Origin of the sequence: Virgibacillus dakarensis (assembly GCF_900155625.1) — a bacterium.
Classification (GTDB): domain Bacteria; phylum Bacillota; class Bacilli; order Bacillales; family Amphibacillaceae; genus Lentibacillus_C; species Lentibacillus_C populi.
This window is the reverse complement of record NZ_LT732554.1, coordinates 924,575-942,752: the sequence shown is the minus strand read 5'-3', so window position 1 is coordinate 942,752 and position 18,178 is coordinate 924,575. Positions and strand designations below refer to the sequence as shown.

The following is an 18,178-nucleotide window of genomic DNA, read 5'->3' as shown; positions in this document are numbered from 1 at the left end:
TTTTTAAGATAGTGCCTGTTTACGTAACTTTTCAATTTCTTGATCTTCATTGAACTGTTCATCTGATGGACGTTGTTTGGCTGCCTGACTGACTCCACCATTTTGATTAACTTGCTCTTCAATTCGTTTAGTCGCTTTATCATGCCACGTTTGCGTCACGTCATTAGGTAAATAATCCTGTAATGCTGCCAACACCTTTAAATGTATTCGCGAAAAATTAGGATGGGTGACGATAAAACTCATATAATGAAGGAATGACCAATTATCGACTTCCTGTAACAATGCTTTGGTTCCTTCTTCATCCAGTTTTCCGTGGCTTTGTTCGATCTGTAATATACTCCGTTTAAATAGCTTAAATTCCTTATCCGTCATGACGTTATCCATTCGTAAAAATAAGTCTTCTTTTGACCTGGCAGAATAGACCATACTGTTTAAGTCCATATCATGATACGTTTCAGACGTAAGGGGGAGCATCATGATGGAATTATCTGTATCAAAGTCATCAGCCAAGTATTGATAACGAAATTTATGACTAGTTTCATCTTTATTGAAGATGGGTTTGGGCTCTATCTTTCTCCTTTTTTTATCCTGGCGTTTATTTGCTCGTATCAATACAGATTGCCCTTCTTTTAATCGCATCAATTCATCTGGCGTTAAAAGAGCTCTTTCCTTTGTTGATTCGCTATGTGACTTATCGAAGGAGTGATAATCGCCACTTCGGCTTACATCGGTAATCGTTTTTGTCCCTAACATCCCCGAATAATGTTCTGCTGTACTCTTATCTTCGGTCAAAATATATATCTGGTTGGAACAGTTTCCAATAATGGTATCCGATTCCTCACCATAAGCTGATTTCACTTGTGAATAGGCTTGAACAATTAAGTGATACCTGAAGCCCCGCCCGGCACCAACCGTTACCATACTTGCCATGCCATCTATCGCCGGCATATTCCCAAACTCATCAAGTATGAATTGGACATTCCGTTTCATTTTGCCATTCTTGCTTTTGGTTGCTTTTTCCGAATTAACGCGGTACAACTGACTGACAAAGATACTTGCCAGCACATCGTTTGATTTATCTGAATCAGGTGTTGCTAAAAAGACAACCACCGGTTTATCACCAAACCCGATTTCAGTTAAATCCAAGCTGTTATGTCCGGTCACTTTAGCATTGGGCTCAAGGGTGAAGATTTGAAGTTTATCCATTGCAACACTGAAGATGCTGCCTCTTGTATTGCCAGTTGAAAAATTACTGGTCGCGTACATCAAACGTGCCGGAGTGTTCTCATCTCGTGCCTGGAAGAACTCATCTAATGCATTATTCCCATCTTCATCTGTTTTACTGCCCTTACTGGAAAGGAAGTTGGCAACAGAGTACATCGTCACCCGTTCCTCCTTACCGATTTTTACCATGTCCTCAGTTAAAGCCAAAATAATGGCGGTCACAAGGGACTTTGCACTGTTTGACCAGAATGGGTCTTTGGCGTTTGGGTTATGATACAAGCTGAATGCCACACTGTTGGCATATTTCTGGGCGTCACTCACATTGTCCTTTTTCCATGATTCAATGACTAACTGCAAAGGATTGAATCCCATGCCCATCGCATGTTCGATCAAATTAAACACATACACAGCATAGCCACGTACTTTTAAGGTGTCGTAGGATGCGCCGGCAAGCTCCCCTTTTGGATCATTAATCACCATAGATGGCTTCTCTTTAGCCCTGCTTTGGACATCAATCATTGGTACTACAAACGTTTCACCTTTCCCGGAACGGGTAATCCCAATCACCATCGTATGAACAGGAGCATCATCAAGCAGGAGGCGATATGGTTTTCCTGATTCCTGCAATCCCCCAACAATCGTGCCGCCTTTGCCTTCATACTCCGTTTTAGATGCTGGTATAATCTGATACTGTTTCTTCATGTTCCTCACAGTCTCAAATTCATTCGTGCCATGCTGTCCACGATTAATAGATTGGTAATTCATTTTAATGTTGTATAAGAGTCTCAAGAGACTAATCCCTATGACAATATAGAAACTCAGATAAAATTCTATCCATTCTTTCTGGAAAATAAAGAAATAGTGCCAATCCACGGAAAACGTATTTAAATTCACTTTTTCCGGATTCTTGGCAAATCCTTCGATCAAATGCAGTACCTGAAGGATAAAATGTAATAGAAAATTTGCAAGAAAGAAGCCTATGACGACGATAAACAATAGAAAAGGTAATACAAATTTCCAGCTACTTAATCGTTCGGTCAATGGCTTACGGTTCGTAATCAATGGCCATCTCCCTTTCTTTCCCCTTCGTATGCGTTGTCATCTGATCATATGTTTTCGCGAATTCCTTGCGGTTACGTTGCAAATTTTCGTTCGCATCTTTCATTCCTGCAGTGTAATCAAAAACTGTCCAATCCTTACCTACTTTCTTATCCTCAATTGTGTTTATGATATCTCTGGTTGCCTTCCATCCAGCCTGATCATCATCCATGGCAATTAAAAGGGACTTGTCTGCAAACTGGCCCTTGTATTCTGCCATATATTCTTTGACCTGTCTTGTTTTTGTTGATCCTGTTAGAGCGATGATACCAACGTTCTGATCCACCTCACGAAAGGACAAGGCATCCAAAATGGATTCGCTAACCACCACATTTCTGGCATCCTCAGGAATGTCCATAAAAAAATCCCTCGTTTCTTTTGAAGGATTGAAAATAAGCTGTATTTCCTTAGGATCAAGATTTTCATCAAAGCTGGAGCGGAGTAAAACCCTATCCAACGTATTATCTTCGCCATATAACGGAAAGATTAAATTTCGCTTGCACATCCAGCTATTGTTGGAATAATCCTTGCCAAGCAACGGTTCGGCTTTTTGAAAGACATGCTGAACAATATCTTCATGTTGTAAGTCAGCTACAAAACGACGTGTTACCTGTTTTGATAGTCCACGGTAACCGTTGTCTAATAGCTCACTTTTAAAGTAGTTTCTTGCATACGAAAACACACGGTTTGACCAATCCAAGGACTCCCGTTGTTCCGTGGTCAGGTCAGGATATTGTTTTTCCATTTTTTGTTCATATGCTGACATGTCTACTTTTTCATGAAATACCAGCATCATTCGTGACCCACAATGGTTTTCCCGGTTGCACTGGATAAAATGTTTGTTATTTTTATACATGAATGCTTCATGTTGATTGCATTCCGGACAATTGCAGATATAATAACGTCCTTTATCTTCGGCATTCAACTCACTTAAGGCATTTTCGATATTTTGAAAAACAAGTTCCTTGTAAGGATACAGCTTGCTCATACTTGTCACCCTCTTTGGTATCCACTTTAGCCTCAAATCGCTCTAATACGGGTGCAAGGACTTGTTCGTTAATTGCTTGATCTGTTTTCAGGACGGTACCCTTACATAATAAGTCATCAAAAGTCGTATAGAATGCTTTCATCAATTCGTTATGAAGATAATAAGCCTTTCTGAATCCGTTATGCTGGATAAAGGATTCATTGAATAACTGACATTCAATACGCTGATACCCTTCATGCTTTACTATCAATATATCAATCCTCTGCTTTGGAAGAGATTGATAATTCGTGACGACATGCGCTATAAACCGATTAAACGAGTTTTCATGGTTTATATATTCTTGAATATCGTTATTCCTGATTAAGTCACCTTTACTTTCATATGCTTCCGTATCAGCATATTTCTCCAAATCTTCCGTCATCCATCCAACAACTGCACGATATGTGTTGCGTATAGCTGACAGGACATCTTCCATTTCCGCATAAATACTCGTTTCAATATAAGGTAAAACGCCATCATAAATTTGTCCTAACTGTTCGTCAGTTATATCAAGTTTATCACCCATAATGTTATGGAATCTTTTTTTGAATGCCTCAAACGACTTATCCACCGGCTTAACAGCTTTTACATTAGCAATAAGTTTATCTTTCATTCTCATTTATTTCACCTCCAAAAAAGGCCCCCCTAAGGATGCCAACACTGTTGTTTATATGCATTTTTGTAGCTGTTTTCTTCCTTCGTAGGTTGTAACTTTTCCAATACATTTTGTTTATAAACTCGTTTAAACTGTTCTGATTGATTCACCTGATCATCATGTTCTTTTTGCACTTCAGCCTCAATGTTTTTGAGCTTTTCCTTCGGATATTTCGATTTCAAAACAGTGTTTTGATACAGGGATTCCAACTTTTGTCGCTTCCATTTGTAGCCTGCATTATCAGGCTTTAGCATTTCCTTTTCTCTTGCCGATAGCAAGTCAGCGTACTTGTTTGCCAACTCTCTTTCAAATTTTGTGACCGACATATTCATCCTCCTCTATAAAAAGGCTTCCATACATCGGGAAGCCAGCTTGATTAATTGTTCAACTGTATAAAGTTTTGGATGGTAACGGAATCACCCAGATTAAATTCATCACCGATAGCCATTTCAATACCACGGATATCATCAATCGACTGTATAGGTTCCTCCAATGTTATATCAACATTGCCGCCACCATCTTCATAAAGATAGCTTATAAAATATTTGTATTCTGCGGTCAACATTCATTACCTCCTTAAAACCCAACAACACGACCACCTAACCAGCTAACAAAACTTGCTGCCAAATAGACGATACCAAACCCAATTCCGACGTTTACCATCCATCCAGTGTACATTTCCTTTTTCTGTGGGTCTTTGGCAAATGTCCACAATAAACCAATCAAAACTAGCACCAGTCCGGCTAGAACTGGTGCTAGAGGCTTGATGCCGTCTGTGATATTTTTAACCGTTTGAATAGCGTCTTGCACGTATCTCACTCTCCCTTCTTCGCTACGTCTTTAATCTGTTTCTGGTTCGATACGTTAAAGTTCAAGATGATTTCTTGATGCCGTTCATGAAGCCACTCATAATATGAAGACCCGTCAGCTTCGATAATTTCTTTCGCTAGTTCTTCAAATTCCTTGAATCCCTCAGGCTTAACAGGTCTGCGTCTTTTTTTGGACGATGATTCTTTCTTTGGTGCTTCAGTAGAATCTTTAATCAAGGTCTTATCTTCCTTCTTAACATTTTTGTTTTGGTTCTCTTCCGCCACTGTTGCTTTTCCAAATACGTTATTAGACATGGTTTCACCTCCCTTATCTGACCAAAATAAAAACTCTTTTCTGTGAAAGAAAAGAGTTAATGGGAAGTTCTAAACTTCCTGATACTAATAATTTAACATTGATATTATGGATTCCTCTCCCCCTTCTTGTATCCATTTTGTTCCCTATTCCGTATCCATAATTATTTGGTTCATACTAAATCCTTGTGCAAAAAACAAGAAAGAGAATAATAAATGGAATTCCCAGTACCCACAACCAAAATTCAACTGAATTGACCATGTTTAAATAAAAGTCAGTTTGCATAAACCATTGAAAGAGAGACAAAAACACAATACCACAGAAGGTCGAAAAAGCAATAAACACAAAGATAAGCAACATAATTAACAACGTCTTTTTAACCGCATGAACTAAAGCAACCATCAAAAATATCCTTTTTCCGAAAAAATTCCATACAATTTTCGCCCCAATATATCCAATGCTTCTTTCTTCATTTTATAGTATTTCTTTCTCCCGATGTATAATTGGGGATAAATAATTTCATCACTATATCTTGAACCATCATTCCGCTTTCGTAGATATTTCAACTCAATCAACTTTTGTTCGATTGGACTTAATGACCGTATAGCTGAATGCAACGTTTCCAGCCATTCTGAAACTTGTATTGCTTTCAAGGCATACATTTCCGTTTTACTCTTTTTGAAATTGTCGGAACCAGGGGGCATATCCGATATGGAAGAAACAATGCTGGGCACGTGAGATTCATTTGCCATTGCTTTAACTTTGAAATACCGGTATAACCAATTTCTCTCTGCATGCTCTATATAAAACTGCTGTTCATCTTTAAGAATTTCCTCAATTTCAGATTGTGTAAAGATATTTTCGGCTTCTGAACTAAATTGCATTAAAATACATCCTTTCCTATATATCAAACTTACTTCCCTTTAGCATGATATAATCCATAATCTCATTGACTCTATCATACAAGGCTTCTTTACTGGAATAACATTCATGTCGGGATCCAGATACTATTTCATACAATCCATGTTGATTTTTCATGAGAGTCAATTGTATTTCAGGAATATATTGAGACTTCCCTTGCTGGATATTGAAAATTAGGGCGAACAAGTGATCTTCTTCTTTATCCAGATATTCGTAAACATTCATTTGATGGGTTATATGTTTACGCATCATATTTCTTCTCCTTTCATTCAGGAATTGTCTCCTTAACTGCAGGATTCATAATTTCATATAACAAATCACCTATATACTTGTCTTCCTCACTATTTCTTCCGTGCATACTTTCCATCTGCAACTTGTATAAAGATAGCGCTTCACGAATAAGGTGTGCTTCTGAATAACTTATACGCATCACTAGTTTCTTCTCACCACTTTTATTAATTGCGTGCATAATATCCCTCGCTATTTCCCAATCCATGAAGATACTTTCTTGTTTCAGCAACCGTTGGTACATATTTGTCACCACAGGAGCTTTTTTGTTCCATCCACACCCGCCACTTCCTATCTGTCTCTTTTTTACTATCCCTAGGGTCAAAAACCATGACACTTTTCATGCTTTGCCACATATCAAAACGCCCTCCTTCTATAATCTGAACCTTTCATAACAATGACGTGCGTATTATCCATCATTCTTGAAAAATTCCGTTCGTTTACATGTTCCTTTAGTTCGGCACTACCTAAATTGGTGGTATAAACGGTTGCTTTTCCGGCACGGTCATCCAGCACTTCGAAAAGTTTAGAAGCAGACCATTCTGTTTGTTGCTCGGCTCCAATATCATCAAGTACTAATAAATCGGCACGTTGAATGACTTCTAATAACTCATCTTCTGAGACATCCTTCATATTATAAGTCCGTTTAATTTTAGTCAGCAGTTTTGGGAACGATAGAAATAAGCATTCAAATCCCTGCTCCATCAGCTTTTTGGTTATAGAAATAGAAAGGTGACTTTTTCCCGATCCATAATTGCCTGATAACAAAAGATTTTGCTCCCCATCAAATGTACGAATATACTCAGCCACCTTTTGTTTGGCGACTGTTAAATTATTGTTCGTGGGATCGTAATTTTCAAGGGTAGCCTCTTGTAAAGACTTATTGGTCAATGAATAATAATTAAAACCATCCCTCAGCTTACTATGCTTGAGCAGATTGTATTTTCTTTCGGCTGCTTCAGCCAGTTTAATATCATCACAAATACAGCCGTAATTAGCTATAATTTGTTCCCCTTCACGTGGTCCAAAGGGGATAATTAATTGTTTTTGCACTACTTGCTGATGACACCCCTGACAAACAAATCTCTTTAATAATTTTTGTTCCGGGCCAGCCACATATTTTGTTGCATTTTCCATAAGACCCCTCCTAAAACCCATAATTGTAGCCATAATTCGATAATGGGTGTTTCTTATGTTCCTTTTTACTGATTTCGATTTCTTCCAGCGTCAATAACGATTCATTTAGCCAATTTCGGAGAATGCCCTCAACGTAATTTAATCGTCTTTTGTTATTGGCACATGCTATCTCCATAGCCTTGAGTATGATTTTTTCAGGTTTTTTAAATGAAGAATCGTCCAACCACGACAACAACTGGTTTTTTCCCTGAATGTTATTTAATCCGAATCCGTTTTTATTCCAAAATTGAATTATCTCTGAGGTATGTTGTTCTTTATCTTCATCTTTATTTTTCTCTAATTCTTTCTCTGTATCTGGAGGACATCTGTCCACTCGTTGTCCACCCAGTAAATTTGAACCATTTTTTAGCTTATTTCTAGTTATTCTTTGTTGCTGTTTCTTAAAGGCGCCGATACTTTGTGAGCCTATCATTTCCTCCACCTGCTTCAGATATATTTCACCATCCTCTAATATTTCCACTAAACCGATCTTTGTTAATAATTTCATAGCAACAACGACTGTATCTGAATTGGTTTTAGTTAGTTCCGCCAACTTTTTGTGGTCATAAGGAATTAACATTTGACCAACTTTCCTTATTAGAATCCCATTGGACCTTAATGATTTTAGGCACAGTTTTAAATAAAATAAGGAGTATTCCTTACCATTCGGCTGTTCCTCTAACCAATCTATAGCATCTTCCTCAAAAAAATCCTCTTTCAGCTGTAACCAATAAAACCTTTTATTCTTTTCGTAATTAGCCACAGAAACACTCCTATAACCTATTCCTTTCATGTCCTACATAATCATCTAAGAGCTTTGGCGATATGTGATATGTCCATTTACTAGACATTTGAACTGCTATACCAATCGGTAAAATATCTCTTTGTAAACCGATTCGAACAAATTGCTCGGACTTCCCCAATATTTTTGCTGCTTCTGATACTTTTATATTCATTCTTTTTTGACCATCAACATCTGTGAACATAAGGGTTCCTCCAATCGAAATTAATATATCGTTCATTCATTTGATAAATCTTTGCCATAAGTGAACACTTCATCAAAACTTAAATCATTAAAGCTTTGTAGGACGCCTGAGACAAATTTACCTCCAGGATTTCTTTTGCCATTCATGACTCGATTAACAGTACTTTGCGTAACGCCTACTGCATCAGCAAATTGACTTTGGGAGATATCCTTGTCTTTTAAATACGGCTGCAAAAACTCTAACTTAACTAAAATGACATTTGCTTCTTTCAAAAATAAACCCTCCTACTACCTTTTGGTAATTACCTTATGGTAATAAACTAACATTTGTTTTACCTTATGGCAATACTTTTTTATGTTTTTTCTAAATAAGTTTCCTTTTGGTAACAAAATTTAGTAATATATAGAGTATAAAGGGTGTCAGTGTAGGAGAGAAAACTATGACCAATCAATTTGGAGAGTATCTAAAAGCAAAAAGGGATGAAAAAGGTTACACCATCAATCAACTTTCTTTGTATTCAGGTATTAGTGCTGCTCAATTGTCCAGAATCGAAAATGGAAAAAGAGGCATTCCAAAAGCCGAGAATATCCAAAAACTTGCGGAAGCACTATCCATTCCTTATGATGAAATAATGAGGGTGGCTGGTTATTACAAACCAAACAACACCAAACAAAAAAAAGAGCTTCCTAAGCTGTCAGATAAGGAAGAGCGTGATATAGCTAAGGATTTGGAAAAGATGATAAATAACTTATCTAATGATGATGCATACTCACAATTCGATGGAAGGGCGATAGATGAAATGGATAAGGAAGATAGAGAACTATTAATTGCTTCGTTGGAAAATTCACTTCGCATGGCTAAACGAATGGCAAAACAAAAGTTTACCCCCAACAAATATAAAAAGTAGGGTATTCTATGGCGCATTTAATGCCTAGGAATACAGCAATAAAACTTATTGATAAATATGGAACGAATTGTCCTTTTGAAATTGCAAAACGGAAAGGTATCATGATTATTTTCGAATCTTTGGGGGGATCTTTCGGATACTACACTTGCTACAAAAGGATTCAATCTATCCATATTAATGATAATATAGATGAGACATTGCAAAGATTTGTCTGTGCTCATGAATTAGGCCATTCGTTATTGCATAAAAGTGAAAATGCACCTTTTTTAAAGAATAACACCTTCTTCTCTACAAATAAAAATGAGGTAGAGGCTAATACATTTGCGGTTGAATTGCTTATTCCAGATAAATGTATTTATGAATTTAGAGATACAAGCGTTACCATAAATGAAGTGGCGCAAAAGTATGGAGTCCCAGAAAAAATGAGCGATCTGAAAAAAATTGATCATATAAAGTAGGTATGCAAATGTTGCATTCTTTTTTTAACACATATATAGAACATATATTCCTATGTGTCTACCCTGCTGTTATGAAAGGTGGTAAGGTATTTGAAAAACCCAAATGGATACGGATCAGTCTTCAAACTTTCTGGTAAACGAAGAAAACCGTTCGCGGTCATAATCACCACCGGATGGAATGATGAAGGAAAACAAAGGCGGGAGTATTTAGGTTATTATAAAAGTAGAAGAGAAGCAATGGTAGCATTAGCTGATTACAATAATAACCCATATGATTTATCAGCTGGCAAGCTTACATTTAAAGAAGTATATGAAAGGTTAATAAAAGAGCGCTTCCCCAAAATTTCAAAATCAAATCAACTTGGCTACGAAATGGCCTTTCGAAGGTCAGAACCTTTACACGATATGAAATTTAATGATGTCAGGAAAGCTCATCTGCAATCTGTGATTGATAACTGTGATAAATCATGGGGTACAAAGAAAAAAATAAAAGTATTATTTAATCAAATGTATAAACATGCTTTGGAAAATGATTTAACACACAAAGATTATGCTAAATTTGTCGAGCTTCCAAAAAATGATACAAAGAGTTCAAGAAGACCATTTACTCAGGAAGAGATTAATATTCTTTGGCAAAACATCAATCGTTTCGTTGATATAGATTCTATTTTAATTATGATCTACACTGGATTGCGCCCTGGGGAACTAGTGGAAGTAAAAAACCAAAATATAGAATTGGATAAAAGGTATTTTCGGGGTGGCTTCAAAACGGAAGCTGGAACGAATAGGGTTATTCCTATTCACAAAAAAATTCATAAATTAATTGAAAATCGTATAAATCCCAATAATGAATATCTGATTACAAACTTTGAAGGTAACAAATTGAGTTATTATGTTTATTATCACGAGAAATTTAAGAAGGTTATGCAACAACTAGAATTAGATCATAGACCACACGATTGCAGACATACCTTCGCAACCCTTATGGATAATGCTGACGCAAATAAACTATCAATCAAACGCATTATGGGGCATGCAGCTAAAGATATCACCGACAAAGTCTATACACATAAAGATATCAAGCAGCTTCTTATGGCAATTGACAAGCTATAAGAAGGCTGCATTTTCTTTAAATTATTTGTATGCTACTTGTATGTTGTGTGTATGCTACGTGTGAATTTTCACCTGTTTTTAAAGCTCCGCATATACAGTAAAATCCCCCAACCATAGGCAGTTGGGGGATTTGTAAAACTCGATTTCTTACCGTTTTGAGAACTGTGGTGCACGACGGGCTTTTTTAAGACCGTATTTCTTACGTTCTTTCATGCGTGCGTCGCGAGTCAAGTATCCTTCGCTCTTCAATGAAGCACGGTATTCTGGATCGGCTTCAAGGAGTGCGCGAGCGATTCCGTGGCGGATAGCACCAGCTTGGCCAGTGAATCCTCCACCATGAACTTTTACCAAGACATCATATGTGCCTTGTGTTTCTGTTGCCGCAAGTGGTTGGTTTAATATTAATAATTGTGTTTCATATGGAAAATAGTCTTTTGCATCACGGTCATTAATCACTACACGGCCTGTTCCTGGAACTAAGCGTACACGTGCAGTTGACTTTTTACGACGGCCTGTGCCGTAGTATTGTACTTGTGCCAATTGAGTAACCTCCTTTTAATTATCCACGAAGCGTATATTCTTCTGGTTTTTGTGCTTGATGATTGTGTTCAGAACCTCTGTATACGTGCAATTTTTTACCCATTTTACGGCCTAGTGGACCTTTTGGAAGCATACCTTTGATGGCAAGCTCAAGCATTTGCTCAGGGTATTTCGTACGCATTTCGTATGCATTACGTTCCTTTAATCCGCCAACATGGCCTGAATGACGGTAATATTTTTTGTCATTTATTTTGTTGCCTGTAAGTTCGATTTTTTCAGCGTTGATAATGATGACATTATCACCTGTGTCAGCATGTGGTGTGTAAGTTGGTTTATGCTTTCCGCGAAGGATCGCAGCAACCTCACTTGCTAAACGACCAAGACGTTGGCCCTCAGCATCCACAACAAGCCATTTGCGTTCGATATTATTTTCATTCGCCATGAAAGTTGTGCGCATGATGGTTTCCCTCCATATTTCATTCGTTTCCGTTGTTATTCCTATATTTAACATAATTAGTTTCCGGGGCTAATCATGGTTTAGAAATAAAATGCCATAAATCATAGTATACCAACTAGGGGCCAAATGTCAAGTCTTAGCGGGACTTTTTCCGCTTCTTTATTCTCATCTTGTTTTCTGACCATATTATACTATCACACTCAGTCAATACCTGACCCTCCACAAATACAACCCTTGAGGTGGTATCGTTTCCCCAACAAGCCGGCGATCCTTTTGTTCGATAAGATAGGGAATTTCTCCTGCTCTACGTCTGCCTTGGCCAATATCAAGCAATACGCCAACGGTTATCCGTACCATGTTGTATAAAAAGCCGCTTCCCCGGAAAATGAATTCAATTTCACTTCCGCGTTTCTCGCATGATGCCTGGTAGAGTGTCCTTACCTTGCTCCCTCTTGTCGTAGCTTTTGCCGAGGAAAATGTAGTGAAATCATGCTCCCCCTCCAAATAGCTGCAAGCGTCCTGTATCGCTTTTATATCCAATGCATAAGGGAATTGATATGCATAGTTACGCTTGAAAACATCCGTCTCTTTTTCATTCCAGACATAATAGCGGTATTCCTTCTCTATTACATCATATCGCGCGTGAAATGATGACGGAACCTTTTCTACCTCATTTATATAAAGATCACCCGGCAAAAGCGTGTTAAGCGCCCGCTTCCAATTCGCCTCCGGTATGGTAAACGGTGTTTCAAAATGGATCGTCTGTCCCTTGGCATGCACGCCCGTATCCGTACGTCCAGAGGCCTGAATTCGGACATGCGCCCCCTTGTGTATTGTCATAAGGGCCTTCTCTAACTCCCCTTGAACAGTTCGCTTCTTGGGCTGGATTTGAAATCCGGCAAAACCGGAACCATCATAGCTGATCACACACTTTATCTTTTCCATTTCGCCCCAGCCCCTTACTAGTAATTTCTCGTTAAAAATAACCCTGCAATTACAAATAAAAATAATACGTAAATCGCTATATCCCGTTTTTCTATCCTTAATTCCCGGAGTTTTGTTCGGCCTTCCCCGCCATGATAGCCACGTGCCTCCATCGCCATCGCCAGCTCCTCGGCCCGTTTAAATGCACTGACGAACAATGGTACCAATAAGGGTACAACGGCTTTGGCGCGTTCTTTAATTGGTCCTGTCTTAAAGTCAACTCCGCGCGATGCTTGTGCCCGTGAGATTTTTTCCGTTTCCTGCATCAGCGTCGGGATAAACCGTAATGATATTGACATCATTAGTGCCAGCTCATGCACTGGAAATTTGATTTTTTTCAGTGGATGAAGCATATCCTCAATCGCATCGGTAATTTCGATCGGTGTTGTTGTTAAGGTTAATAACGATGTAATTAAGATCAGCAGGAAAAACCGCATCGAAATAGCAATTCCCTGGATAAGTGCCCCAGAATATATTTTAAAGGAGAATACTTCAGCTACAACCGTTCCTTCCTTGGTTACAAATAAATGCAGTAAAAATGTGAAAACAATTAAAAACCAGACAGGCGTTAACCCTTTCACGATAAACTTAATGGGAATTCGAGTTGTTGCCACACTAGCCAGGGCAAAAGCTGTTAAAATAGCATAGCTAAGCAATGAATTTGCAAAAAACACGACAAAAACAAAGAAAAAAATGATCGTAATTTTTGTGCGGGGATCTAACCGGTGGATAATCGAATTCCCCGGAACATATTGGCCAATAATAAGGGAGTTACTCATTCTCGCCGCCCCCTTGTAAATACCGATGTACATCCCGTGCAATCTCTTCGGTTGTTTGACGTTGGAAAGGAATTTTTATGCCGAACCTTTTTTCAAAATTTAACAGGAACTGAACCGCTTCTGGAACATCAAGCTGGACCTTATTTAATGCTTCTTGCTGTGTTAATACATCCTCAGGCCTTCCCTCCATGTATTTCGTCCCTTTATTTAAAATAATCACATGGTCGGCATATTGAACGGCATCTTCCATACTGTGTGTCACAAGTACGGTGGTTAACCCTTCCTTTTTGTGCAATTCCTTAAACATGTTCATGATTTCCTTTTGCCCGCGTGGATCTAATCCGGCTGTTGGCTCATCAAGTACAAGCACATCCGGTTTAATCGCTAATACACCTGCAATGGCCACCCGGCGCATCTGGCCGCCACTTAAATCAAACGGTGAGCGTTTCAGCATCTCTCCGGATAAACCAACCGCCGGAATAATCTCCTGAATCCGTTTAGCAATTTCCTCTTTGGAAACACCAAAGTTTTCCGGACCAAATGCGATGTCCTTTTCTACTGTTTCTTCAAATAGTTGATGCTCTGGATATTGGAACACGACCCCAACTTTGCTGCGTAATTCTTTCATGTTTTTTGGCTTTTCATCATTAGTAAGACGGTAATTTCCGATTGTGACGGTTCCCGCACTCGGGTGTACTAAACCGTTTAAGTGTTGAATTAACGTTGATTTACCTGAACCAGTATGACCAATTATAGCGACAAATGAACCCGATGGTATATGAAAAGATAAGTCCTTAATTGCTTTATGGGCAAATGGGGTACCCTGTTGGTAAATGTAGTTTACGTTCTCAAATGTAATGTCCATAGATCCTCCAGCAATTCCTCTTGATTTAGTGGCTCATTTGTTATCGTCATTCCAGTCTTCTTCAGTTCATCCGTTAAAATAGCGACAAATGGCACATCAAGTCCAATTTCCCTTAATGCATCCTTTTTCGAAAAAATCTCCCGTGGTATTGCCTCATCCCAGATTTCACCACTGTTCATCACGATTACCCTTTCTGCTTGTACAACTTCACGCAAATCATGGGTGATCGTTATTAACGAAAGTGCATGCTCCGCTCTAACATTTGAAACAGTACGCATAATTTCCTGGCGCCCTTTTGGATCAAGCATCGCGGTAGCCTCGTCCAAAATAAGTACCTTAGGCGAAACTGCCAAAACGCTAGCAATTGCCACGCGCTGCTTTTGCCCACCTGAAAGCCTGTGCGGTTCTGTCAATCGGTAATCCTGCATCCCGACAGCTGCTAAATTCTGTTCAATCCGCTTTATCATTTCTTCACGCGGGAAACCGCGATTTTCCATACCAAATGCAACGTCATCCTTTACCGTTGTCCCGACAAATTGATTATCCGGATTCTGGAAAACCATTCCGACATCTTTTCGGACGTCCCAGATCGTTTCCTCCGTTACCTGTTGCCCATTGATGATAATCTCACCCTCTTGCGGAAACAAAAGGCCATTCATTAACTTGGCAATAGTCGATTTTCCGGAACCATTATGGCCAATAATGGCAAGCCACTCATTTTCATAGACTTCAAACGAACAATTCTTTAACACCCAAGGCTCCTCATCTCCATATCGAAACGATACATTTCTAAACTCAATCAATTTTTTTCTCAAAATGTGAATTCCTCCTCTAGCTCATGGCCTGGGTGTGAATTAATTGATAATCCAGCTCTCCAGTCTTGTCTACGTCATCGGGATGAGTTATCGTGCTTTGGTTGATGCTCTTGCTCTACGGTCGATGTTCCTGCGCTCCGGCCGATGTTTCTGCGCTCCGGCTGATGTTTCTGCGCTCCGGTCGATGTTTCCTCGCTCCAGTCGATGTTTTTGCGCTCCGGCCGATGTTCCTGCTATCCGGCTGATGTTTCCTCGCTCCGGCCGATGTTTCTGCGCTCCGGCTGATGTTCCTGCTCTCCGGCTGATGTTTCCTCGCTCCGGTCGATGTTTCCGCTCTCCGGCTGATGTTCCTGCGCTCCGGCTGATGTTTCCTCGCTCCGGTCGATGTTTCCGCTCTCCGGCTGATGTTCCTGCGCTCCGGCCGATGTTTCTGCGCTCCGGCTGATGTTTCCTCGCTCCAGCTGATGTTCTGCGCTCCGGCCGATGTTTCCGCTCTCCGGCTGATGTTCCTGCGCTCCGGTCGATGTTTCCGCTCTCCGGCTGATGTTCCTGCGCTCCGGCCGATGTTTCTGCGCTCCGGCTGATGTTCCTGCGCTCCGGTCGATGTTTCCGCTCTCCGGCTGATGTTCCTGCGCTCCGGCTGATGTTCCTGCGCTCCGGCTGATGTTTCCTCGCTCCGGTCGATGTTTCCGCTCTCCGGCTGATGTTCCTGCGCTCCGGCCGATGTTTCCTCGCTCCGGCTGATGTTTCCGTTCTCCAGCTGATGTTCCTGCGCTCCGGCCGATGTTCCTGCGCTCCGGCTGATGTTTCTGCGCTCCGGTCGATGTTTCCTCGCTCCAGTCGATGTTTTTGCGCTCCGGCCGATGTTTCTGCGCTCCTGCGGTTGATATACTCATCCTTGGTTCGATGCCCTGTATCATCCGAGTCGTCTCAACCTTTCACCTTTCCTTGACTCAGTTGCGCGTGGGGCCAGCGACTACTGCCATAAGCAATGGACACTCCGAGCGCCAAAGTGCGGGCGCTCTGCGGTCCCTTGCTTATGCCATACGTCGCTAAACGGCCCCGCTGCACTTTTCTATCACCATTATACACAAAAAAAGGGCTTGGATTCACCTCGTGGAAGAGATTCAGTCCTGCCCTTAACGCGCTCATGTTTCATTAAACTAGTTCGATAATTGCCATTTTTGCTCCGTCACCTTGACGTTCACCTAGCTTAAGAACACGTGTGTATCCACCTTGTCGATCTTCGTAGCGCTCGGCAACGTCACCGAAAAGTTTTTGAATAACACTTTCATCTTCATTTGCTTCCTGGTTGTATAAAAATGCTGCAGCTTGACGGCGTGCATGAAGATCACCGCGTTTTCCAAGCGTAATCATTTTATCAACTACCGATTTCAACTCCTTCGCTTTTGCTTCTGTTGTTTCAATCCGCTCATGAATAATCAAATCAGATGCAAGGTTGCGAAGTAATGCCATACGATGGTCTGTTGTGCGACCTAGTTTTCTAGCCATGGACTATCCCTCCCTTTTCCTGTTGCTGGGAACTAATAATAGATAATTGAACACCTGCTTAGTGCTTGTGATAAGCTCCAGCGTATTATTCCAATTCTAAAGGTGTCTATAAAAGATCAGTCATCATTACGTAAGCCTAGGCCAAGATCATCCAGTTTTACCTTGACTTCTTCCAGTGATTTACGGCCTAAATTACGTACTTTCATCATATCTTCTTCCGATTTATTTGAAAGCTCCTGAACTGTATTAATTCCAGCACGTTTTAAACAATTATATGATCGAACAGACAGATCAAGTTCTTCGATTGTCATTTCCATTACTTTTTCTTTCTGATCTTCTTCTTTTTCGACCATGATTTCCGCATTCTGCGCTTCGTCTGTTAAACCTACAAAAATATTAAGATGCTCGGTAAAGATTTTGGCACCTAAAGAAACTGCTTCTTCTGGACGAGTGCTTCCATCTGTCCATACATCCATCGTTAATTTATCGTAGTTTGCAACTTGACCTACACGGGTATTTTCAACTTGATAGGTAACACGTGATACGGGTGTAAAGATTGAATCAATTGGAACAACACCAATTGGCTGTTCATCACGTTTGTTTGCTTCTGCTGGACGATAGCCACGACCGCGTTCTGCGGTAATTTTCATATGCAGGCTTCCTTTGCTGCTAACCGTAGCAATAGGCAGTTCCGGATTCAATACTTCTACATCACTATCATATGTTAGATCTGCAGCCGTTACTTTTCCTTCTCCCTGCACATCAATCTCTAATGTTTTCTCATCGTCAGAGTAAATTTTTAGAGCAAGCTTCTTCAAATTCAAAATGATTGTCGTTACATCTTCAACAACGCCATCAATTGTTGAGAATTCGTGCAACGCACCATCAATTTGAACCGACGTTACAGCAGCGCCTGGAAGTGAGGATAATAGGATACGACGCAAGGAGTTTCCTAGAGTAGTACCATATCCACGTTCAAGCGGTTCGACGACGAATTTTCCAAATTTGGCATCATCGCTGATCTCTACCGTTTCTATTCTTGGTTTTTCAATTTCGATCATTCAATAAAACCCTCCTTCAAAACGTCGAAACCCCGGTTAGACTTAAGGGGTCTAACCGAAATTCCTCAAATAGGCAGTTGGCGTTTCTGCACTATTGGTTTCTTTTGTACTCTCTGTCAACTCAGATGCTGTTGGTTAAGGTATTTTTAGAAAAACTCAGGTTTTTACCCGTCCATCATAGCGGGTGCCG

The 18,178-nt window shown here is 40.0% G+C and carries 27 protein-coding genes; 3 read left to right on the top strand and 24 right to left on the bottom strand.

Translation table 11 applies throughout. From position 1 onward, the window contains the following. Positions 1 to 3 precede the first annotated feature (3 nt). From CZ382_RS14315 to CZ382_RS14240, 15 genes are all read right to left on the bottom strand, one after another. Positions 4 to 2,286: a VirD4-like conjugal transfer protein, CD1115 family gene (locus CZ382_RS14315; RefSeq protein WP_088051871.1), complete on the bottom strand. Its 2,283-nt coding sequence runs from the start codon at positions 2,284 to 2,286 to the stop codon at positions 4 to 6. Beyond that, on the bottom strand, positions 2,270 to 3,310 hold the full coding sequence (locus CZ382_RS14310) for a toprim domain-containing protein (protein ID WP_088051870.1): 1,041 nt from the start codon (positions 3,308 to 3,310) through the stop codon (positions 2,270 to 2,272). The genes CZ382_RS14315 and CZ382_RS14310 overlap by 17 nt, the downstream gene beginning before the upstream one ends. Then, the gene (locus CZ382_RS14305) at positions 3,249 to 3,968 is read right to left on the bottom strand and encodes a hypothetical protein (RefSeq protein WP_088051869.1); all 720 of its coding nucleotides are present in this window, start codon (positions 3,966 to 3,968) and stop codon (positions 3,249 to 3,251) included. The genes CZ382_RS14310 and CZ382_RS14305 overlap by 62 nt, the downstream gene beginning before the upstream one ends. Positions 3,969 to 3,994: 26 nt before the next feature. Beyond that, a complete protein-coding gene (locus CZ382_RS14300) occupies positions 3,995 to 4,330 on the bottom strand; it encodes a hypothetical protein (protein ID WP_235000434.1) in 336 nt (111 codons plus the stop codon). A 50-nt stretch (positions 4,331 to 4,380) separates the two neighbouring features. Continuing rightward, entirely contained in the window at positions 4,381 to 4,569 is a 189-nt protein-coding gene (locus CZ382_RS14295; protein WP_235000433.1) for a hypothetical protein, read from the bottom strand. A gap of 11 nt (positions 4,570 to 4,580) precedes the next feature. Then, positions 4,581 to 4,814 (bottom strand): pilin, encoded by a 234-nt coding sequence (locus CZ382_RS14290; RefSeq protein WP_088051868.1) that lies wholly within the window; start codon positions 4,812 to 4,814, stop codon positions 4,581 to 4,583. 5 nt (positions 4,815 to 4,819) lie between these two features. Next, positions 4,820 to 5,128 carry a hypothetical protein gene (locus CZ382_RS14285; protein ID WP_088051867.1) on the bottom strand — a complete coding sequence of 103 codons (309 nt, stop codon included), beginning with the start codon at positions 5,126 to 5,128 and terminating at the stop codon, positions 4,820 to 4,822. A 399-nt stretch (positions 5,129 to 5,527) separates the two neighbouring features. Then, positions 5,528 to 6,010, bottom strand: a complete 483-nt coding sequence (locus CZ382_RS14275; RefSeq protein WP_088051865.1) for an ArpU family phage packaging/lysis transcriptional regulator — start codon at positions 6,008 to 6,010, stop codon at positions 5,528 to 5,530. Between the two features lie 16 nt (positions 6,011 to 6,026). Further along, positions 6,027 to 6,299, bottom strand: coding sequence for a hypothetical protein (locus CZ382_RS14270; protein WP_235000432.1), 273 nt, complete (start codon positions 6,297 to 6,299; stop codon positions 6,027 to 6,029). Positions 6,300 to 6,312: 13 nt separating this feature from the next. Further along, on the bottom strand, positions 6,313 to 6,516 hold the full coding sequence (locus tag CZ382_RS14265; protein WP_088051864.1) for a hypothetical protein: 204 nt from the start codon (positions 6,514 to 6,516) through the stop codon (positions 6,313 to 6,315). Then, positions 6,503 to 6,691 (bottom strand): hypothetical protein, encoded by a 189-nt coding sequence (locus CZ382_RS14260; RefSeq protein ID WP_088051863.1) that lies wholly within the window; start codon positions 6,689 to 6,691, stop codon positions 6,503 to 6,505. Before CZ382_RS14260 ends, CZ382_RS14265 begins: the two co-directional genes overlap by 14 nt. 1 nt (position 6,692) lies before the next feature. Then, entirely contained in the window at positions 6,693 to 7,472 is a 780-nt protein-coding gene (locus CZ382_RS14255; RefSeq protein ID WP_088051862.1) for an ATP-binding protein, read from the bottom strand. 10 nt (positions 7,473 to 7,482) lie between these two features. Beyond that, positions 7,483 to 8,274: a phage replisome organizer N-terminal domain-containing protein gene (locus CZ382_RS23780; RefSeq protein ID WP_159457804.1), complete on the bottom strand. Its 792-nt coding sequence runs from the start codon at positions 8,272 to 8,274 to the stop codon at positions 7,483 to 7,485. 10 nt (positions 8,275 to 8,284) lie between these two features. Continuing rightward, positions 8,285 to 8,497, bottom strand: coding sequence for a hypothetical protein (locus CZ382_RS14245; RefSeq protein ID WP_088051861.1), 213 nt, complete (start codon positions 8,495 to 8,497; stop codon positions 8,285 to 8,287). Positions 8,498 to 8,529: 32 nt separating this feature from the next. Beyond that, positions 8,530 to 8,769: a helix-turn-helix transcriptional regulator gene (locus tag CZ382_RS14240; protein WP_088051860.1), complete on the bottom strand. Its 240-nt coding sequence runs from the start codon at positions 8,767 to 8,769 to the stop codon at positions 8,530 to 8,532. Between the two features lie 167 nt (positions 8,770 to 8,936). Between CZ382_RS14240 and CZ382_RS14235 the strand changes: the two genes are divergently transcribed. From CZ382_RS14235 to CZ382_RS14225, 3 genes are all read left to right on the top strand, one after another. After that, positions 8,937 to 9,404, top strand: coding sequence for a helix-turn-helix domain-containing protein (locus CZ382_RS14235; protein WP_088051859.1), 468 nt, complete (start codon positions 8,937 to 8,939; stop codon positions 9,402 to 9,404). Positions 9,405 to 9,412: 8 nt separating this feature from the next. Further along, the gene (locus CZ382_RS14230; protein ID WP_088051858.1) at positions 9,413 to 9,862 is read left to right on the top strand and encodes an ImmA/IrrE family metallo-endopeptidase; all 450 of its coding nucleotides are present in this window, start codon (positions 9,413 to 9,415) and stop codon (positions 9,860 to 9,862) included. A gap of 90 nt (positions 9,863 to 9,952) precedes the next feature. After that, complete coding sequence (locus tag CZ382_RS14225; RefSeq protein ID WP_088051857.1) at positions 9,953 to 10,975, top strand: tyrosine-type recombinase/integrase; 1,023 nt, start codon at positions 9,953 to 9,955, stop codon at positions 10,973 to 10,975. A 147-nt stretch (positions 10,976 to 11,122) separates the two neighbouring features. Here CZ382_RS14225 and rpsI read toward each other — a convergent pair whose 3' ends face one another. From rpsI to CZ382_RS14180, 9 genes are all read right to left on the bottom strand, one after another. Further along, positions 11,123 to 11,515: a 30S ribosomal protein S9 gene (gene rpsI, locus CZ382_RS14220; RefSeq protein WP_088051856.1), complete on the bottom strand. Its 393-nt coding sequence runs from the start codon at positions 11,513 to 11,515 to the stop codon at positions 11,123 to 11,125. 19 nt (positions 11,516 to 11,534) lie between these two features. Continuing rightward, entirely contained in the window at positions 11,535 to 11,972 is a 438-nt protein-coding gene (gene rplM / locus CZ382_RS14215; RefSeq protein ID WP_088051855.1) for a 50S ribosomal protein L13, read from the bottom strand. Positions 11,973 to 12,176: 204 nt separating this feature from the next. Next, positions 12,177 to 12,917 (bottom strand): tRNA pseudouridine(38-40) synthase TruA, encoded by a 741-nt coding sequence (gene truA, locus CZ382_RS14210; protein WP_088051854.1) that lies wholly within the window; start codon positions 12,915 to 12,917, stop codon positions 12,177 to 12,179. A 17-nt stretch (positions 12,918 to 12,934) separates the two neighbouring features. Continuing rightward, the gene (locus tag CZ382_RS14205; protein ID WP_088051853.1) at positions 12,935 to 13,735 is read right to left on the bottom strand and encodes an energy-coupling factor transporter transmembrane component T family protein; all 801 of its coding nucleotides are present in this window, start codon (positions 13,733 to 13,735) and stop codon (positions 12,935 to 12,937) included. Further along, the gene (locus tag CZ382_RS14200; protein WP_088051852.1) at positions 13,728 to 14,600 is read right to left on the bottom strand and encodes an energy-coupling factor ABC transporter ATP-binding protein; all 873 of its coding nucleotides are present in this window, start codon (positions 14,598 to 14,600) and stop codon (positions 13,728 to 13,730) included. Before CZ382_RS14200 ends, CZ382_RS14205 begins: the two co-directional genes overlap by 8 nt. After that, complete coding sequence (locus CZ382_RS14195; protein WP_088051851.1) at positions 14,576 to 15,415, bottom strand: energy-coupling factor ABC transporter ATP-binding protein; 840 nt, start codon at positions 15,413 to 15,415, stop codon at positions 14,576 to 14,578. Before CZ382_RS14195 ends, CZ382_RS14200 begins: the two co-directional genes overlap by 25 nt. A gap of 233 nt (positions 15,416 to 15,648) precedes the next feature. Further along, entirely contained in the window at positions 15,649 to 16,335 is a 687-nt protein-coding gene (locus tag CZ382_RS14190; RefSeq protein ID WP_088051850.1) for a hypothetical protein, read from the bottom strand. 238 nt (positions 16,336 to 16,573) lie between these two features. Then, the gene (gene rplQ, locus CZ382_RS14185; protein ID WP_088051849.1) at positions 16,574 to 16,927 is read right to left on the bottom strand and encodes a 50S ribosomal protein L17; all 354 of its coding nucleotides are present in this window, start codon (positions 16,925 to 16,927) and stop codon (positions 16,574 to 16,576) included. A gap of 116 nt (positions 16,928 to 17,043) precedes the next feature. Further along, entirely contained in the window at positions 17,044 to 17,988 is a 945-nt protein-coding gene (locus CZ382_RS14180; protein ID WP_088051848.1) for a DNA-directed RNA polymerase subunit alpha, read from the bottom strand. Between the last annotated feature and the right edge of the window lie 190 nt (positions 17,989 to 18,178).

Coding starts and splice junctions, on each gene's coding strand:
- CZ382_RS14310 (WP_088051870.1), bottom strand. CDS start 3,310: ATGAGCAAGCTGTATCCTTACAAGGAACTTGTTTTTCAAAATATCGAA.
- CZ382_RS14305 (WP_088051869.1), bottom strand. CDS start 3,968: ATGAGAATGAAAGATAAACTTATTGCTAATGTAAAAGCTGTTAAGCCG.
- CZ382_RS14300 (WP_235000434.1), bottom strand. CDS start 4,330: ATGTCGGTCACAAAATTTGAAAGAGAGTTGGCAAACAAGTACGCTGAC.
- CZ382_RS14295 (WP_235000433.1), bottom strand. CDS start 4,569: ATGTTGACCGCAGAATACAAATATTTTATAAGCTATCTTTATGAAGAT.
- CZ382_RS14285 (WP_088051867.1), bottom strand. CDS start 5,128: ATGTCTAATAACGTATTTGGAAAAGCAACAGTGGCGGAAGAGAACCAA.
- CZ382_RS14275 (WP_088051865.1), bottom strand. CDS start 6,010: ATGCAATTTAGTTCAGAAGCCGAAAATATCTTTACACAATCTGAAATT.
- CZ382_RS14270 (WP_235000432.1), bottom strand. CDS start 6,299: ATGATGCGTAAACATATAACCCATCAAATGAATGTTTACGAATATCTG.
- CZ382_RS14265 (WP_088051864.1), bottom strand. CDS start 6,516: ATGCACGCAATTAATAAAAGTGGTGAGAAGAAACTAGTGATGCGTATA.
- CZ382_RS14260 (WP_088051863.1), bottom strand. CDS start 6,691: ATGTGGCAAAGCATGAAAAGTGTCATGGTTTTTGACCCTAGGGATAGT.
- CZ382_RS14255 (WP_088051862.1), bottom strand. CDS start 7,472: ATGGAAAATGCAACAAAATATGTGGCTGGCCCGGAACAAAAATTATTA.
- CZ382_RS14245 (WP_088051861.1), bottom strand. CDS start 8,497: ATGTTCACAGATGTTGATGGTCAAAAAAGAATGAATATAAAAGTATCA.
- CZ382_RS14235 (WP_088051859.1), top strand. CDS start 8,937: ATGACCAATCAATTTGGAGAGTATCTAAAAGCAAAAAGGGATGAAAAA.
- CZ382_RS14230 (WP_088051858.1), top strand. CDS start 9,413: ATGGCGCATTTAATGCCTAGGAATACAGCAATAAAACTTATTGATAAA.
- rplM (WP_088051855.1), bottom strand. CDS start 11,972: ATGCGCACAACTTTCATGGCGAATGAAAATAATATCGAACGCAAATGG.
- truA (WP_088051854.1), bottom strand. CDS start 12,917: ATGGAAAAGATAAAGTGTGTGATCAGCTATGATGGTTCCGGTTTTGCC.
- CZ382_RS14205 (WP_088051853.1), bottom strand. CDS start 13,735: ATGAGTAACTCCCTTATTATTGGCCAATATGTTCCGGGGAATTCGATT.
- CZ382_RS14200 (WP_088051852.1), bottom strand. CDS start 14,600: ATGGACATTACATTTGAGAACGTAAACTACATTTACCAACAGGGTACC.
- CZ382_RS14190 (WP_088051850.1), bottom strand. CDS start 16,335: ATGATACAGGGCATCGAACCAAGGATGAGTATATCAACCGCAGGAGCG.
- rplQ (WP_088051849.1), bottom strand. CDS start 16,927: ATGGCTAGAAAACTAGGTCGCACAACAGACCATCGTATGGCATTACTT.
- CZ382_RS14180 (WP_088051848.1), bottom strand. CDS start 17,988: ATGATCGAAATTGAAAAACCAAGAATAGAAACGGTAGAGATCAGCGAT.